Origin of the sequence: Streptomyces sp. NPDC046915, from assembly GCF_040644935.1 — a bacterium.
Taxonomy (GTDB): domain Bacteria; phylum Actinomycetota; class Actinomycetes; order Streptomycetales; family Streptomycetaceae; genus Streptomyces.
In genome coordinates this window covers 754281-769660 of record NZ_JBEYXB010000002.1, presented here as the reverse complement: position 1 = coordinate 769660, position 15380 = coordinate 754281, and the positions used below count along the sequence as shown (strand labels likewise).

The 15380-nt window shown below is 70.6% G+C and carries 12 protein-coding genes; 5 read left to right on the top strand and 7 right to left on the bottom strand.

Annotation, left to right across the window (positions count from 1 at the left end; all coding sequences use genetic code 11):
- Positions 1 to 91: 91 nt before the first annotated feature.
- Positions 92 to 1051, bottom strand: coding sequence for an arabinan endo-1,5-alpha-L-arabinosidase (locus ABZ915_RS08145; protein ID WP_361797671.1), 960 nt, complete (start codon positions 1049 to 1051; stop codon positions 92 to 94).
- Between the two features lie 254 nt (positions 1052 to 1305).
- Between ABZ915_RS08145 and ABZ915_RS08140 the strand changes: the two genes are divergently transcribed.
- Positions 1306 to 2094, top strand: a complete 789-nt coding sequence (locus ABZ915_RS08140; RefSeq protein ID WP_361797668.1) for an intradiol ring-cleavage dioxygenase — start codon at positions 1306 to 1308, stop codon at positions 2092 to 2094.
- 61 nt (positions 2095 to 2155) lie between these two features.
- Here ABZ915_RS08140 and ABZ915_RS08135 read toward each other — a convergent pair whose 3' ends face one another.
- The gene (locus tag ABZ915_RS08135; protein WP_361797665.1) at positions 2156 to 2800 is read right to left on the bottom strand and encodes a DUF4360 domain-containing protein; all 645 of its coding nucleotides are present in this window, start codon (positions 2798 to 2800) and stop codon (positions 2156 to 2158) included.
- A 155-nt stretch (positions 2801 to 2955) separates the two neighbouring features.
- Positions 2956 to 3414 (bottom strand): Rrf2 family transcriptional regulator, encoded by a 459-nt coding sequence (locus ABZ915_RS08130; RefSeq protein WP_361797662.1) that lies wholly within the window; start codon positions 3412 to 3414, stop codon positions 2956 to 2958.
- Between the two features lie 73 nt (positions 3415 to 3487).
- Here ABZ915_RS08130 and ABZ915_RS08125 point away from each other — a divergent pair, with 73 nt between their 5' ends.
- The gene (locus tag ABZ915_RS08125; RefSeq protein ID WP_361797659.1) at positions 3488 to 6454 is read left to right on the top strand and encodes a beta-galactosidase; all 2967 of its coding nucleotides are present in this window, start codon (positions 3488 to 3490) and stop codon (positions 6452 to 6454) included.
- Between the two features lie 9 nt (positions 6455 to 6463).
- On the opposite strand, the gene ABZ915_RS08120 is transcribed toward ABZ915_RS08125, so the two are convergent.
- The 4 genes from ABZ915_RS08120 to ABZ915_RS08105 form a co-directional block, all read right to left on the bottom strand.
- Complete coding sequence (locus ABZ915_RS08120) at positions 6464 to 7984, bottom strand: alpha-N-arabinofuranosidase (RefSeq protein ID WP_361797656.1); 1521 nt, start codon at positions 7982 to 7984, stop codon at positions 6464 to 6466.
- Positions 7985 to 8822: 838 nt separating this feature from the next.
- Positions 8823 to 9686: a carbohydrate ABC transporter permease gene (locus tag ABZ915_RS08115; RefSeq protein WP_361797653.1), complete on the bottom strand. Its 864-nt coding sequence runs from the start codon at positions 9684 to 9686 to the stop codon at positions 8823 to 8825.
- Positions 9683 to 10621 (bottom strand): sugar ABC transporter permease, encoded by a 939-nt coding sequence (locus ABZ915_RS08110; RefSeq protein ID WP_361797650.1) that lies wholly within the window; start codon positions 10619 to 10621, stop codon positions 9683 to 9685. The genes ABZ915_RS08115 and ABZ915_RS08110 overlap by 4 nt, the downstream gene beginning before the upstream one ends.
- The gene (locus ABZ915_RS08105) at positions 10618 to 11973 is read right to left on the bottom strand and encodes an extracellular solute-binding protein (RefSeq protein WP_361797648.1); all 1356 of its coding nucleotides are present in this window, start codon (positions 11971 to 11973) and stop codon (positions 10618 to 10620) included. Before ABZ915_RS08105 ends, ABZ915_RS08110 begins: the two co-directional genes overlap by 4 nt.
- A gap of 215 nt (positions 11974 to 12188) precedes the next feature.
- On the opposite strand from ABZ915_RS08105, the gene ABZ915_RS08100 reads away from it, so the two are divergent.
- From ABZ915_RS08100 to ABZ915_RS08090, 3 genes are read left to right on the top strand one after another with little or no spacing between them, the layout of a single operon-like run.
- Positions 12189 to 12764 carry a toxin-antitoxin system, toxin component family protein gene (locus ABZ915_RS08100; protein ID WP_361797645.1) on the top strand — a complete coding sequence of 192 codons (576 nt, stop codon included), beginning with the start codon at positions 12189 to 12191 and terminating at the stop codon, positions 12762 to 12764.
- Positions 12761 to 13990: an MAB_1171c family putative transporter gene (locus ABZ915_RS08095; protein WP_361797642.1), complete on the top strand. Its 1230-nt coding sequence runs from the start codon at positions 12761 to 12763 to the stop codon at positions 13988 to 13990. Before ABZ915_RS08100 ends, ABZ915_RS08095 begins: the two co-directional genes overlap by 4 nt.
- Positions 13983 to 15371, top strand: coding sequence for an FAD-dependent oxidoreductase (locus ABZ915_RS08090; protein ID WP_361797639.1), 1389 nt, complete (start codon positions 13983 to 13985; stop codon positions 15369 to 15371). Before ABZ915_RS08095 ends, ABZ915_RS08090 begins: the two co-directional genes overlap by 8 nt.
- The last annotated feature ends 9 nt before the right edge of the window (positions 15372 to 15380 follow it).

Sequence of the window (15380 nt, the reverse complement as noted above, 5' to 3'; positions counted from 1 at the left end):
AAGTACATCCAGTACGAGGGCTCGCACCCGGCACGCCGAGAGCACGCACCGGACGCCGCTCCTTGACGGGCAAACGTTGCCTGCCGCGGCACTAGTAGGCGACGGGCCAGCCGGTGCTCCAGTTCAGCAGGTTGATGCCGAGCTTGGGTGTGCCGTTGTCGTTGCCGTCGTAGTAGTGGTAGACGATGAGGTCACCGTCGGAGTCGTTCATGATGGACTGCCCGCCGGGCCCGATGACGCTGCCGTGCGACTCCAGCACGGCGGTGCCGCCGTTGCTGGTCATCGCGACGCCGCTCTTGTCGTAGTACGGCCCGGTGACACTGGTGGCCCGCCCCACCTTCACCTTGTACGTCGAGCTGGTGCCCTGGCAGCAGACGTCGTAGGACGCGAAGAGGTAGTAGTAACCGCCCCGTTTGACGACGTACGGGGCCTCCACGGCCTTGCTGCCGGTCGGCCGGGACGCGAGGGAGTGGCGGGTGGTGTCCCCCGCGTACTGCTTCCCGGTCGACGGGTCGATCCGGATCATCTTGATGCCCGTCCACCAACTGCCGAAGGACAGCCACCACCTGCCGTCGTCGTCGACGAAGAGGTTCGGGTCGATGGCGTTGTAGTCGCTGGAGGTGGTGGAGGTGTAGACGACGCCGTAGTCGGTCCAGGAGCCGGGCAGTCCGGTGGCGGAACCGGCCAGCCCTATCGCCGACTTGTTGGAGCCGAAGGTCGAGACGGCGTAGTACATCAGGTACTTGCCCCCGTGGTACGAGATGTCGGGGGCCCAGGCCTCCGTCGCGTACGACGACCACCAACCCGGCTTGGTACCGAAGGCGTCGCCGCCCGCGCTGAAGGCGGTCCGGTCGGTGGAGGTCTTGTAGCCGAGGCCGCCTCCGGTGGCGTACAGCAGGTACCGCCCGGACGAGGACCGGATCATCGTCGGGTCGTGCACGACGACGTCGCCGGTGACCTTGCCCGGATTGGGATAGGCGGACGCGGTCGTCGGGACGAGGGCGAGCAGGACGGCGGCGGGCAGGGCGAGAAGAGCGGTGCGGCGGCTCACGCGGGCTCCTGGGGGGTGGGGTGGTGCGCGAGAGTGGTTCGGGGTGTCGAACGGGGATCGGAACACCGGACGAGGCGGACCGTAGGTTCGGGCCCGGCCCACGTCAACGGCCCGCGCACCCACTCGAAACTCTTCGATAGTTGCGGCGCGATCCCGCCCCACCCGTGACCCTTGGCCAACCGGAGCCTTGACGTCCTGTTACTTTGCCGAACTGACAGGCTATGAACAGCATGCCTCCCTACGGTGCCGTGTCCATGACAGACACCCCACACACACAAGAGGCCGGCTCCGACGACCGCTCGGTCGGGCGCCGCACCGTGTTGATCGCCACCGGGACGACGGCAGCGGCCCTGGCCGTAGGTGCCGCTGTCGCCCCCGAGGCGGCCTTGGCCGCCACACAGACGCCGGACACCGCTCCGGCCGCCGCCGCGGCCGTCTGCACCCTCACGAAGGAGATGACCGAGGGCCCCTACTACCTCGACGGAGCGCTCGTCCGCGCCGACGTCACCGAAGGCAAGGCGGGCATCCCGCTCAAGCTCGCCCTGACCGTGGTCAACTCCGCCTGCACCCCCATCAGCAACGCCCTGGTGGAGATCTGGCACTGCGACGCGCTCGGCGAGTACTCCGGCTACGTCGGCAACAACGGCCACAGCGAGTCGGACGACGGCACCTTCCTGCGCGGCGGCGTGCTCACGAACTCCAGCGGCGTCGCCAACCTCACGACGATCTACCCCGGCTGGTACCGCGGCCGCTGCATCCACATCCACGTCAAGGTGCACACGGGCGTCACCCTGACCTCCGACGGATCGTTCACCGGCGGCACGACCGTGCACACCGGTCAGCTGTTCTGCAACGAGACGATCACGACCGCGGTGGCCAGGATCTCGCCGTACTCGACCAACACGGTCACCCGCACCACCCTCTCCCAGGACGGCATCTACGACGGCGGAGGCGCCTCGTCCGGCCTCCTCACCCTCACCGCCCTGGGCAGCTCGACCTCCTCCGGGTACACCGGCACGCTCACGCTCGGCGTCACGAGCTGAGCCTCTTCCATCCCGCGAAAAGGCCGGGCGACTCCCTCGGGGCCGCCCGGCCCTCACGCGGTCAGGAACCCGGGCACTGCTTCCACGCCATGTGGTACACCGTGCTGATGTCGCCGTCCGTGGAGTCCATGGTCATGAAGCTGACCTTGCCGGACGACCCCGGGGTGACCCGGAGCTCGGTGTTGATGTTGAAGTTGCGCAGCACCCCGCAGGGCGCCCACACCAGCTGCGCCCAGTCGGTGCTGTCGGTGGCCTGCCAGTCGTCGTTGTACGGACCGTTGAACGGGTGGTTCTTGAACGCGGTGTTGGACGAGCCCTGGAAGTAGTACGAGGCTCTCTGCGTGCCGCTCGCGCCGGACTGGAGCGAGGCGAAACCGCGGTAGTCGGCGCTGGCGATGGCGTACGTGAAGCCCTGCGGGACGTGGACGATCAGGTTGAGCTGGCAGTTCTTCCGGAACGCCGTGGGGTCGGAGTTGCCGCCGGCCTGGGCGAGGTAGTCGCTGTAGGTCACCGTGAAGGCCGTGTTGTCCGGGGAGACGGCGACGGCGGCCGTGCCCTGGGGACAGCCGGAGCCGTTCACCGTGGCGACGTCGATGACGATCTTGTCCGGGGGCGGGTCGGTGACGACCGGGGAGTCGGCGTGCGCGGGTATCGCGGAGGTGAGCAGCGCGGCTACCGCGCCGCTCAGGAGCAGGCCACGAGCCATGGGTTTCTCCCTGTTCTCGGGTGGGGGGTGGGTCGCCCCGGGCCTCAGGAGAAACTGTGTGAAACCTGTGAAGGCCGGAGGGCGTTCGCATCGTAGGAAGCGCCACCGGAGCCGGACAGGGTCAACTCAGGCCATTCACAACGGGGATTTCACGGTCACGGGTTCTCCCAGGCCGCCGGCTCCTCCGCCAGCCTGCGGACCGGCTCCGGCAGCGCGTCCGCCGCGAGGTCGGCGACCGTGACGCCCTCCAGGATTCGGCGCACATTGGCGCGCAGCGCGATCCACAGGGGCAGCAGCGGCTGGGCGGTGCCGGTGTAGGCGAGCCCGGTGGGCCGCTCGCCGCGGACCGACACGATCGGGCCGTCGACCGCGCGGATGAGGTCGGCCACGGTGATCGCCGAGGCCTCCCGGGCCAGCCGGTATCCGCCGCCCCCGCCACGCCGGCTCTCGACGATCCCGGCGCGCCGCAGGTCCCCGAGGATGCCCTCCAGGAACTTGTGCGGAATGTCCTGCACAGCGGCGATCTCCTCCGCCTTCACCGGGCCGTCACCCTGGCGTACGGCGAGCTCCAGTGCCGCCCGTACCGCGTAATCCGCCCGTGCCGAGATCCTCATGTGTCCATTGTGGGGCGTGGGTCCATGGAGAATGGCCGGACCCGGTCCCCGTAAGATCGCCCGGGAGGATCCCTTGGCGCTCAGCAGACGTACCTTCAGTGCCCTCGCCGGCTCCGCCGCGCTCGGCTTCGCCCTGGGCGGCAGTGGCGGCCCCGGGGCGCCCTCGGCGTACGCGGCACGCAGTGTGCCCACCGGCCCGGCGCCCGCGCCGCCCGGCGCGGACGGACGGCGGCACACCGTCGGCCACGACGCGTACTCGCTCGTCGTCGACGGCAGACGGCTGGTGCTGTGGTCCGGCGAGATGCACCCCTTCCGGCTGCCCAGCCCGTCCCTGTGGCGTGACGTGCTCCAGAAGATGCGGGCGCACGGCTACAACGCGGTCAGTGTCTACGTGGCGTGGAACTACCACTCCCCCGCTCCGGGGAAGTACGACTTCACGGGCGTCCGCGACCTGGACCTGTTCCTGCGCACGGCCACCGAGACCGGGCTGTACGTGATCCTGCGCCCGGGGCCGTACATCAACGCCGAGATCGACGGCGGCGGCTTCCCCGGCTGGCTGACGGCGACCGGGGGCACGGCCCGCACCGACGACCCGACGTATCTGGGGCACGTCGACCAGTGGCTGACCGCGGTGAACCGGATCGCGCGCCGGCATCTGTTCACGCGAGGCACCGGCACGGTCCTGCTGTACCAGATCGAGAACGAGTACGACGCCCACGTCGACGAGCCGGCGGGCCGGAACTACATGTCCCACCTGTACCGGAAGGTGCGGGCGGACGGGATCGACGTACCCCTCTTCCACAACGACAAGGGGCGCAACGGCTACTGGATCCCCGGCTCGTTCGACACCGGCGGTGAGAAGGGGCGGTGGCTGTACGGCTTCGACGGGTATCCGTCCCCGTCCCAGGTGCCACCGGACTGGGGGCACTTCGGTCCCGGCGGACTCAAGGGCGGGACCACCGCCAGTCCGCGTACGCCCGGGTTCGTGCCCGAGTTCGGGGGCGGCTGGTTCGATCCGTGGGGCGGGGCCTGGTTCGACGGCAAGGGGTACGCCGAGTCGCGGCGCACCCGGGACGCGGCGTACGAGCGGCGCTTCTACCTGACGAACCTCGCCAACGGCATCACCCTGCACAACGTGTACATGACCTTCGGGGGCACCTCCTGGGGCTGGCTGCCCGCGCCGGTGGTGTACACGTCGTACGACTACGGCGCCGCCCTCGACGAGGCCCGGAACGTCACCGGCAAGATCGTGCCGATGCACCAGCTCGGGCACATGCTCCAGCGCGTGCCCGACTTCGCCAAGCTGGACCGGGCGGCGGACGTCAAGGCGGCCGGGCTGAAGGTGTACCACCTCACCAACCCGGACACCGGCGCCCATGTGTACGTGGCCCGCAACGACGGTGCCGAGGAGGTCACCTCCACCCTGAAGACCGACGCGGGCGAGCTGAAGATCACCGTCCCGGCCCGGGACGCCCGGATGCTGACCACGGGGCTCTCCCTCGGGCACCGGAAGCTGAAGTTCTGCACCGCCCAGCCGATGCTGCGGCTGACCGCCGGACGGCAGGACATCGCCCTGTTCACGGGCCGCCACGGCGAGATGGCGCACCTGGTGCTGGAGTGCCCGAGCGAGCCGTACGTCACCCGGCTGGACGCCGAGGGGGCCTGGACGTACGACCAGGGCGAGCTGCACGTGACCGTGCCCCTCGGCATCGGCGGTCTGACCCGGGTGCTGGTGGAGCGCGGCGAGACCGAGACACCGCTGCTGCTGCTCTTCGCCGACGAGGCGTACTCGGTGCGCCTGTTCCCGTACGACACCCCGTCCGGCACCCTGCTGGTCTACGGCCCCGCGCTGCTGCGCCACGCCGAGCTGCGCGACTCCACCGTCCACCTCACCGGCGACACCATCCAGGAGACCGGTCTGGAGGTGTGGGGGCCGCGCGGGATCGAGAGCGTGACGTGGAACGGGCGGCCGGTGCCCACCCGGGCCGCGATGTCCGGGAGCCTGGTGGCCGAGACGGTGCTGCCCGGCGTGGCCGGGGTGCGGCTGCCCGAGCTGGGCGGCTGGCGGACGCGCACGGAGAACCCGGAGGCCGGTCCCACCTTCGACGACTCCGGGTGGCGGGCCGCCGACCTCACGAAGTCGTTCAGCACCACGCCGGTGCCGAAGGGGCAGCCGGTCCTCTTCGCCGACGACTACGGCTTCCACTACGGCGACGTCTGGTACCGCGGCACGTTCACGGACGCCACCGTCATCGAGAAGGTCTCGCTCGCCTACAGCACCGGCACGCAGGGCCTGCTGATGGCGTGGCTGGACGGGGAGCCGCTGGGCACGCACCGCATGCCGGTGCCGACCAGGGACACGGCCCGGCAGGGCAGCTGGGCGGACACGGCCGTCCTCCCCGTCCGGGAGGAGCTGCGCGGGCCGGGCCGGCACGTGCTGTCCGTGCTGGTGCGGCGCATGCAGCGCGACCAGGACGGCAAGGGGCTCGACACCCACAAGGTGGCGCGCGGTCTGACCGCGGTCACCTTCGAGGGGGGCGCCCCGAAGGTGAGCTGGCGGTTGCAGGGCGAGGCCGCGCCCGATCCGGTGCGCGGGCCGCAGAACAACGGCGGGCTGTTCGGGGAGCGGGAGGGCTGGCACCTGCCCGGCTTCGCCGACCGGGACTGGGAGCCGGTGAGGTTCCCGCGTGCCGAGCGGCGGCAGGGCGTGACCTGGTACCGGACCACGTTCCAGCTGGCCGTGCCCGCGGGCGTCGACGCCTCGGTGGGCCTGACCCTGGAGGACGACCCGTACCGGGCCTACCGCGCCCAGCTGTTCCTCAACGGCTGGAACATGGGCCAGTACATCAACAACGTGGGCCCGCAGCACACCTTCGTCCTGCCGAACGGCATCCTGCGCACCCGGGGCACCAACACCCTGGCCCTGGCCGTCCTGTCCGAGTTCACCTCGCTGTCGGGCCCGGGGAAGGTGCGGCTGAGCCTGCTGGGCAGCTCGGCCGGAGGAGTACCGGTGACACCGGTGGCCTCCCCCGGCCGCTGATCCCCTGCCCTACGCGAGCCGGATCACGTTCCAGGACAGCGGCTCCAGCACCGTGGTGAGGGTGCCGTCCTTCAGGGCGGTGCCCTCGGCCGGGTGCGGGGCGACCCGCTCGGGCGCGTCGAGCGTGTTGCGGGCGTCGGGGTCGGCGTCCGCGAGCACGCTGTGCTCGACGACCGAGGTCAGGTCCAGGCCGTTCAGGGCGACGTCGAGGGGCAGCGCCCGCGTGCGGTCGCGGTTGACGGCGAAGACGGTGACCGTGCCGTCGTCGGCGCGGACGGCGGTGGCGTGCAGCAGGTCCGTCTCGCCGTACTTCCGCGTCCCGTACGTCGGTGAGTCCACGCGGACGTCCAGGACCTGCCCACGCCCGTGCTTCGCGGCCTGCGCGAACGGGAAGAACGTCGTCTGCCGCCAGGCCGGGCCGCCCGGCTCGGTCATGATCGGGGCGATGACGTTGACCAGCTGGGCGAGGCAGGCGACGGTGACGCGGTCGGCGTGCCGGAGCAGCGCGATGAGCAGCGAGCCGAAGACGACCGCGTCCAGGACGCTGTAGTTGTCCTCCAGCAGACGGGGGGCTTCCGGCCACTCCCGCTGGTCGATGTTCCGGGCGTGCTCCTCCCAGCGGGAGAGGTACCAGACGTTCCACTCGTCGAAGGAGAGGTTGATCTTCTTCTTGGACTTCAGGCGGGCGCCGACGTGGTCGCAGGTGGCGACGACGTTCTCGATGAAGGACTCCATGTCGACGGCGGAGGCGAGGAAGGAGTCGATGTCGCCGTCGAGCGGCTCGTAGTAGGCGTGCAGGGAGATGTGGTCGACCAGGTCGTACGTCTCCTTCAGGACCGTCGCCTCCCACTCCGCGAAGGTGGGCATGGACTGGCCGGAGGAGCCGCAGGCGACGAGTTCGACGGAGGGGTCGATCTGGCGCATGGCGCGGGCCGTCTCGGCGGCGACGCGGCCGTACTCCTCGGCGGTCTTGTGGCCGGTCTGCCAGGGGCCGTCCATCTCGTTGCCCAGGCACCAGAGCTTGATCCCGAAGGGGTCCTTGTCGCCGTGGGCGGCACGCAGGTCGGACAGGGCGGTGCCCTCGGGGTGGTTGGCGTACTCCTGGAGTTCGAGCGCCTCGGCCACGCCCCGGGTGCCGAGGTTGACGGCCATCATGGGCTCGGCCTGCGGGCCGATCTTCCTCAGGAACGCGATGTACTCGGAGAGGCCGAAGTGGTTGGTCTCGGTGGAGTGCCAGGCCAGGTCCAGACGGCGGGGGCGGTCCTCGACCGGGCCCACCGAGTCCTCCCACTTGTATCCGGAGACGAAGTTGCCGCCCGGGTAGCGGATGGCGGTGACGCCGAGTTCACGGACGAGGTCGAGCACGTCCGTGCGGATGCCGTCGGCGTCGGCCGAGGGGTGTTCCGGTTCGTAGATGCCCGTGTAGACGCAGCGGCCGAGGTGTTCGACGAAGGATCCGAAGAGACGGGGGTCGACCTCGCCGACGGTGAAGGCGGGATCGAGGGTGAAGCGGGCGGTGCGGTTGCTCATGGGGTCCTTTCAGCGCGGTGCGTGGAGAGTGGTTGTGGTTCTTCGGCGGGTGCGGGTTGTCTGTGGTTCTCGCTCAGTTCCCCGCGCCCCTGGGCGGCGATCGGCCAGCCGTTTATTGTCCGGTACAGCCTGTTGAGCCCTGGCTTCGGCGTGCCTGAGTCGCCGGCGTCGTAGCAGTAGTGGTACGCCAGCCAGTCCTTGCCGTGGGTGCGGAACGGGGACTCGCCGCCGGGGCCGATGCAGCGGCCGTGGCGGACGGTGGACGCGCCCTCGACGGCGTACGGCGTCCGGGCGGGTGGCCAGGTGGCGGACCGTGGCGCCCGGGACGGCCTTGCCGGTCCTCCGGTCCAGCTCGACCATGCGGATGCCGGTCCAGTACGAGCCGAACGCCATCCACAGCCGTCCGCCGGCGGGGTCGATGGCGTTGAAGGTGCCGGCGGTCTCGGAGGTGAGGCTTTTACTCCGGCCGGTCCCGGTTCCGGGCCTGCCGACCGGGGATGTGGCCGCGTCGACGGCGGGGTGTTGGCGCCCCGGGAGGAGACGGCTGACTGAAGCTCTCTCCCGGACGGATCCGGGAGACTCTCCCCTGGGCCGCTCCGGGGAGTTCGACAGGTCAGGCCTGTCCGGCGACGGCCTTTCCGGACGCCGGAGCAAGTGCGGGACTCGCTCACGTTGTCGGGGACTTGGCTGTCGCCCCCGACCGTGCGCCGAGCGTGCCAGATCCATCACAGAGTGATACGGCGATGCTCCGCACCCGGCGAGGCTGGACAGGGCAGGGCCCGGGTCTCGCCTGTGGAGTTGCCAGGGGTGCCTCAACGGGGCGTCTCCTTACCGCGTTTCACTGGCCGGCCAGGCCGGTGTGGGCGACACCCGCCACGATCTGCCGTTGGAAGAAGACGAAGACGATGATCAGCGGCAGGCCCGCCATGAGGCCGCCGGCCATGAGCTGGGCCCACTGGATGCCGTAGGAGTTCATGACGGTCGCGATCCCGTTCGGCATGGTCATCAGATCGGGGTTGTTGGTCACCATGTAGGGCCACAGGAAGTTGTTCCACGAGGCGATGAAGGTGAAGATGCCGACCGCCGCGAGGGAGGGGCGGGAGAGCGGGAGCACGATGGTGAAGAAGACCCGCCAGCGGCCCGCCCCGTCGATGAAGGCCGCTTCCTCCAGCTCGCGCGGGATGCCCTGGAAGAACTTGTAGAGGATGTAGACCATCGCGGCGGGCGCGCACTGCGGCAGGATCATGCCCCAGTAGGTGTCGACCATGCCCATCTGCTGGACGGTGGTGAACAGGGGCACGCCGAGCACGGCGGGCGAGACCATCAGACCCGTCATGACGAGGCCCATCAGGAAGCCCTTGCCGCGGAACTCGGTGCGGGCGAAGCCGTATCCGGCGAGCGCGCCGACGAGCAGCACCACGGACGTCACGCACACCGAGACGACGAGGGAGTTGACGAACCAGTTCGTGATGTTGCCGCTGTCGAAGAGGGCCTTCCACGCCTGGCCCGTCCAGTCCTTCGGCAGCCAGTGCGGCGGCACCTCGACGGCCTCGGTCTCCGACTTGAGGGAGGTGAACAGGCCCCAGGCGAACGGGGCGAGGAACACGAAGGAGACCGCCGCGCCGAGGAGGGTGAGGATGATCTGGCTGGGCGTCCAGGACGATCTGCGGGGCTTGACGCGGACTTCCGCGGCGGTGGTCATCGGGCGGCCTCCTCACGGTTGCGCAGCAGCCACATCCGGGCGAGGGCGACGGCCGCGATGATCACGAAGAAGATGATGGAGATCGCGGAGGCGTACCCCACGCGGTAGCTGGTGAAGCCCTCTTCGAGCGTGTACTGGACGAAGGTGCGGGTCGAGCTCTCGGGGCCGGGACCGAAGTCCATCATCACGACGGCCTGGTCGAAGACCTGGAGCGAGGCCAGGATCTGGAGGGCGATGACGAGGCCGGTGATGTTGCGCAGCATCGGCAGGGTGATGTGGACCATGCGGTGCCAGGCGTTCGCCCCGTCCAGCTTCGCGGCCTCGTAGAGGTGGTCCGGGATGGCCTGGAGTGCGGCGAGGTAGAGCAGGAAGCTGAAGCCGACCGTCCACCACAGGGTCTCGATGACGATGGCGAGCATGGCGTACGACTTGTCGGTCAGCCAGGGGGTCTCGATGCCGAAGACGTGGTTGATCATGCCCGTGCCGGGGTTGAACAGCCACTGCCACAGGTTGCCCGCGACGGTGGAGGGCAGCAGGAACGGGGCGAAGAAGCACAGCCGCCACAGCCATGTGACGCGCTCGATGTGGTGGGCGAGCATCGCGAGGAGGAAGGCGAGGACCGTGATGCAGGGCACGACCAGCAGCGTGAACCAGGCGCTGTGGCCGAGCGCGTCCCACATCAGCGGATCCTTGAGGGCCTCGCGGTAGTTGTCGAGGCCGATGAAGCTCTCGCCGTCTCCGGTGATGTTGGCGTCGGTGAAGCTGAGGTAGACGCCGCGCAGCAGCGGCCAGATCACGAAGAGCGTGAACAGGACGAGGAACGGGGCGACGAACCAGCCGCCGTGCTGGAAGCCCTGCCCCCGGCGGAGGGTGGCGCTGTCGGCGGCGGTCCTCGCGCGTGCCGGGGCGAGGACGGTCTGGGCGCTGGTCGTCATGCGGACGCACCTCCCTGCGCGGCGGTCCTGCCGTCCATGGGGTTCTTCATCGCGAGCAGCGTGGTGAGTTCGCTCTTCATCCGGCGGGCGGCGGCGTCCGGCCCCGCTGAGCCCATGGTCGAGGAGACGACGATCGGGCCGACGCGCTGGGCGAGGATGCCGGTGGAGCCCGCGAACCACACCTTCGGCTCGTTGGCCTGGTGGTCCATGGCCGACACGTACTCGCTCTGCGGGTACAGCTTCTTGTACGCGGCCGTGGACAGGGTCGGCGTGTAGGCGGGGATGTGGCCGCCGGCGGCCCACTGGCGGGCGTGCGTGACGACGTAGGCGGCGAGTCGGTGGGCGGCCTCGTCGGTGGCACCGCCGCGGCCGGACTGGTGCGGCAGGACGAAGGTGTGCGACTCGGCGTGGGTGGCCTGCCTGCCGAAGACGGGCGGCAGCGGGATGGCGCCGTAGTCGAGCTTCGCGCCGGAGTAGACCGGCACCGACCAGTTGCCCTCCCAGGCGAACGGCGCGCCGTTGATGAACTGTTCGGAGCCGACGGAGCCCATGCCCGGGTCGGCGTACCCGTCGGTGACGTGCCGGCGCAGGAACTCCAGCACCTGGGTGGCCTTGTCGGTGTCGAAGGTGACCTCGGTCCTGGCGTCGTCGAACCAGGTGCCGCCGAGCTGGGTGTAGAAGGCGACGAAGAACCACCACTGGAAGTTCTGGTCGTTGATCCACAGACCGATGGTCTGAAGCCCCTTCCTGGTGGCCTTCTTGGCCTCCTTGAGCACGCCGAACCAGTCGTCGGTCGAGGTCACCGGGACGATCCGGCCGTCGTCGCCGAGCAGCCCCGCCTTCTTCAGCACGTCCTTGCGGTAGAAGCAGAGCTGGACGTGGACGTCGAGCGGGAGGGCGTAGAGCTTGCCGTCGATGACGCCGCGCTTCCACAGTGCGGGGTTGTAGTCCTGCTCCCGTACGCCGTACTTGGCGAGCAGGCCGACGTCCCAGGCGTCCAGGAGGCGGCCGGGCGAGAAGCCGGTGACGCGGCCCATGTGCATGACGCCGAGGTCCGGCGCACGGTTGCCGGCCGCCGCCATGGCGAGCTTGGTGTAGAAGGGGTTGCCCCACTGGAGGGTCGAGTCCTTCACGTCGATACCGGGGTTCGCCTTACGGAAGGCGTCCAGCATCGCGATCATGTTGTAGCCGTCGCCGCCGCTGAAGAGGTTCCAGTACCGCACCCGCGTACGGGAACCGGCCGCCAGGGCGTCCGCTCCCGTGCCGAGGGCCGCGAAGCCGAAGCTGCCCGCGACCGCCAAGCCGCCCGCGGCGGCGAGAAGTTGCCTGCGGTTCAGGCCAGGTTGTCCCATTCCCCGCCCTCACTGTTCGATATCCCGAATAACGCTCGTAACTTCGAACGGACCGTAAAATCGAAGCGCTTCCGCGTCAATGGGTTCGACAGGAACTCGCGGCGTTGACTTTCGATCGTTCCCGGTTGAACCACGGTCGCCCGAGCGCATGACGCGGACACATCCGAACGCGTAATCTCGGACAAGCCGTCGTCCGGCGGTGAGAAGGGGGAGCGATGGACATCGCGGGCGCACTCCGGCGCTTCCGGCCCGGTACGGCGATGCGTGGCCTCGCCGCCGACCTCGCCCGCGCCGTCCGCGACCGCCCCGACGCCCCTTCCGACGTGGGCGAGTTGTGCCGGGCGCTGTGCGAGGAGATGAGCGCGCGGCGCTCCGGGCGGCCCGTCGAGCTGCGCTTCGAACGCTTCCCCGACGAGATCGAAGTCACCGGCCTGTGGGTGGAGTTCCAGGACTTCGACCTGGTCATCGTGGAGGAGCGGGCCGAAGCCGTGCAGCAACTGGTCATCCTGGGCCATGAGTTGTGGCATCTGCACGCCGGCCACCGGCACCACCACCGGGTGGGGGCGGCGGCGGCCCGCGCGCTGGCCGACGGCCCCGGCTGGCGCGACCTCGCCCTCACGGTCGCGGCCCGCAACGGCTCCCGGCAGGCCGACGAGGCCGAGGCCGACGACTTCGGACACCGGCTGGCGACCCTGTTCCGGCCGTACGTCTCCGGCGACGGCCCGGACACCCCGCTCGACCCCGTCCAGCGCACCCTGGGCTACCGAGGGCGCGGGGGAACGGCCCGGTGACCCAGCCGGCGCTGGACCCCTCCGGACTCCTGGGGGAGCTGTACATCTCCTTCTGGATCCCCACCGCGGTGCTCACCGCCGCCCTGGTGATCAAACTGCCCACCATCATCCGGCTGTGGCGGGACCCGCTGCTGCGCGCGGTCGGCGGACTGCTGCTGCTCGCCTGCGCGGTGTTCGTGTTCTGCACACCGTCGACCATCGCCCGGGTCAACCGGCTGGTGGGCGTGGCCAACATCTCGGCGCCCTGGTGCTATTCGCTGATCACCGCGTTCTGCGGCTCCTGTCTGCTGCTGATCATCGCCTGGCGCAACGGGCTGTCCGACCGCTCGGCGGCCACGCGCCGCGCGATGCGCTGGGTCGTCTCCGTCTACTCGGGGGTGATCGTCACGCTGTGGGTCCTGTTCGCGCTCGCCGACGCGCCCGTGGAGCGGCTGCGGGACCTCGACACCTACTACGCCAACACCCCGTTCATGCGCGAGGAGATCCTGCTCTACCTCGTCGCGCACGCCGTGGCCTGCGTGATCACATCCCGGCTGATCTGGAACTGGGCCCGCACCGACGGTCTCGACGCCTGGCTGCGCTGGGGGCTGAGGTCGCTGGGCGCCGGCTATGTGACGAACCTGGTCTTCGACAGCTCCAAGCTGATCGCCGTCACCGCCCGCTGGACCGGTCACGACCTGGACTGGCTGAGCACCAACCTGGCCCCGCCCGTCGCCGCCCTGTCCGCCATCCTGATCGCGGTCGGCTTCATCCTGCCGCACGCCGGCCAGTACCTGCACGACCGCTGGCGGGTCCGGCTCGCCCACCGTGAACTGCGGCCGCTGTACCAGCTGATGCGGACCGTGAGCGGCGAGGGCGTGCCGTTCGTGCTCCGTGCCACGCCCGAGCTGCGGCTCACCCGCCGGGAGACGTACATCCGGGACGCGCTGCTGCCGCTGGCCCGGCGCGTCGACACCGACCTGGGCGGACGGTCGTACGACGCGGCGCTCGGCCTCGGGCACCCGCCGGACCGGGCGCGGGCGCTGGCCGCCGCGGTGGTCGTCCTGGACGCCGTCGAGGCCCGCGGCCGTACACCGGAGCCGACGGAGCCGACGGGCTCCCCCGACACGACGAATCTGCTCCAGGAGATCGGGGCCGTCTCCCGAGCCCTCCGCCATCCCGACGCCGTCGAGGCGGTCCGCGCGCACGCGGCCGCCCCAGCAGAGAGCGTGCCCGCACATGAGTGACCGCACCACCGCCGTCGTCCTCGGCGGCTCCCTGGCCGGCCTGCTCGCCGCCCGCGCGCTCACCGGCCTCGCCGGCCGGGTGGTCGTCGTCGAACGGGACGCGCTGCCGGACGGGCCCGTACCGCGCAAGGGACTGCCGCAGGCCCGGCACGTGCACCAGCTGTGGTCGGGCGGGGCGCGGGCGCTGGAGCAGCTGGTGCCCGGGGTGATCGGGCGGCTGCGGGCGGCCGGGGTGACACGGCTGCCGGTCACGACGGACATGGTGGCGCTGTCGCCGTACGGCTGGTTCCGGCGCTGGGGCGAGTCCGCGTTCATGCTGCCGTCCAGCCGGGACCTGCTGGACTGGGTGGTACGGCAGCAGGTGCTGGCCGACGACCGGATCGAGCTGGTGGAGCGGACGGAGGTGCTCGGGCTGCTCGGCTCGGACACGGCGGTGACCGGCGTACGGGTCCGCGCGGACGACGGCGCCGAGCGCACGATGCCGGCCGACCTGGTGGTCGACGCCACGGGACGCGGGTCCCGCGCCCCGCGGTGGCTCACCTCGCTCGGACTGCCCGCGCCCGAGCGGCGCGAGGTCAACTCCGGTGTCGTCTACGCGAGTCGGCTGTTCCTGGCACCGGACCAGGCGCGGGACGGCTTTCCCATCGTCCACGTCCAGGCGGACCCCGGCGACGGGCGGCCCGGTCGCGGCGGCGTCCTCATGCCCATCGAGGACGGCAGGTGGATGGTCACCCTGTACGGCAGCCGGGGCGGTGAACCCACCGCCGACGCCGGCGACTTCCTCCGGTACGCCCGCCAGGAACTGAGCCATCCGATCGTCGCCGACCTGCTGGTGAACGCGGAACCGCTGAGCGAGGTGGCGTTCACCAGGACGACCGCCAACCGCCGCTGGTTCTACGAACGGATGCCCGCCTGGCCGGAGGGTTTCGTGGTGCTCGGGGACGCGGTGTGCGCGCTGAACCCGGTGTACGGGCACGGCATGTCGGTGGCGGCGCAGTCGGCGGTGCTGCTGCGGGACCTGGTGCGGCGCCATGGGCTGGGGTCACCCGCTCTGTCCCGGCGGATCCAGAAGGCGGTCGGCCGGCCCGTCCGGGCCGCGTGGGACCTGTCGACCGGGGTGGACGTCTTCTATCCCGGGGCGACGGAGGGCGGACCCACGCTACGGGAGCGGGTGACGGCGGCGTACGTACGACGGCTGCTGCGCACCGCCACCGGGAACGGCCGGATCGCCCGCCGGGTGACCGATGTGACGGCGCTGGAACGGGGGGCGGAGGTGCTGCTGGCGCCGAGCGTGCTGCTGGCGGCGGCGGTGGGCCCGCTGCGACCGGCGCTGGGCGGCCCGCCGCTGACCACGGAGGAGCGGAAGGCGGCCGGGCTCTGAGGAGCCCGG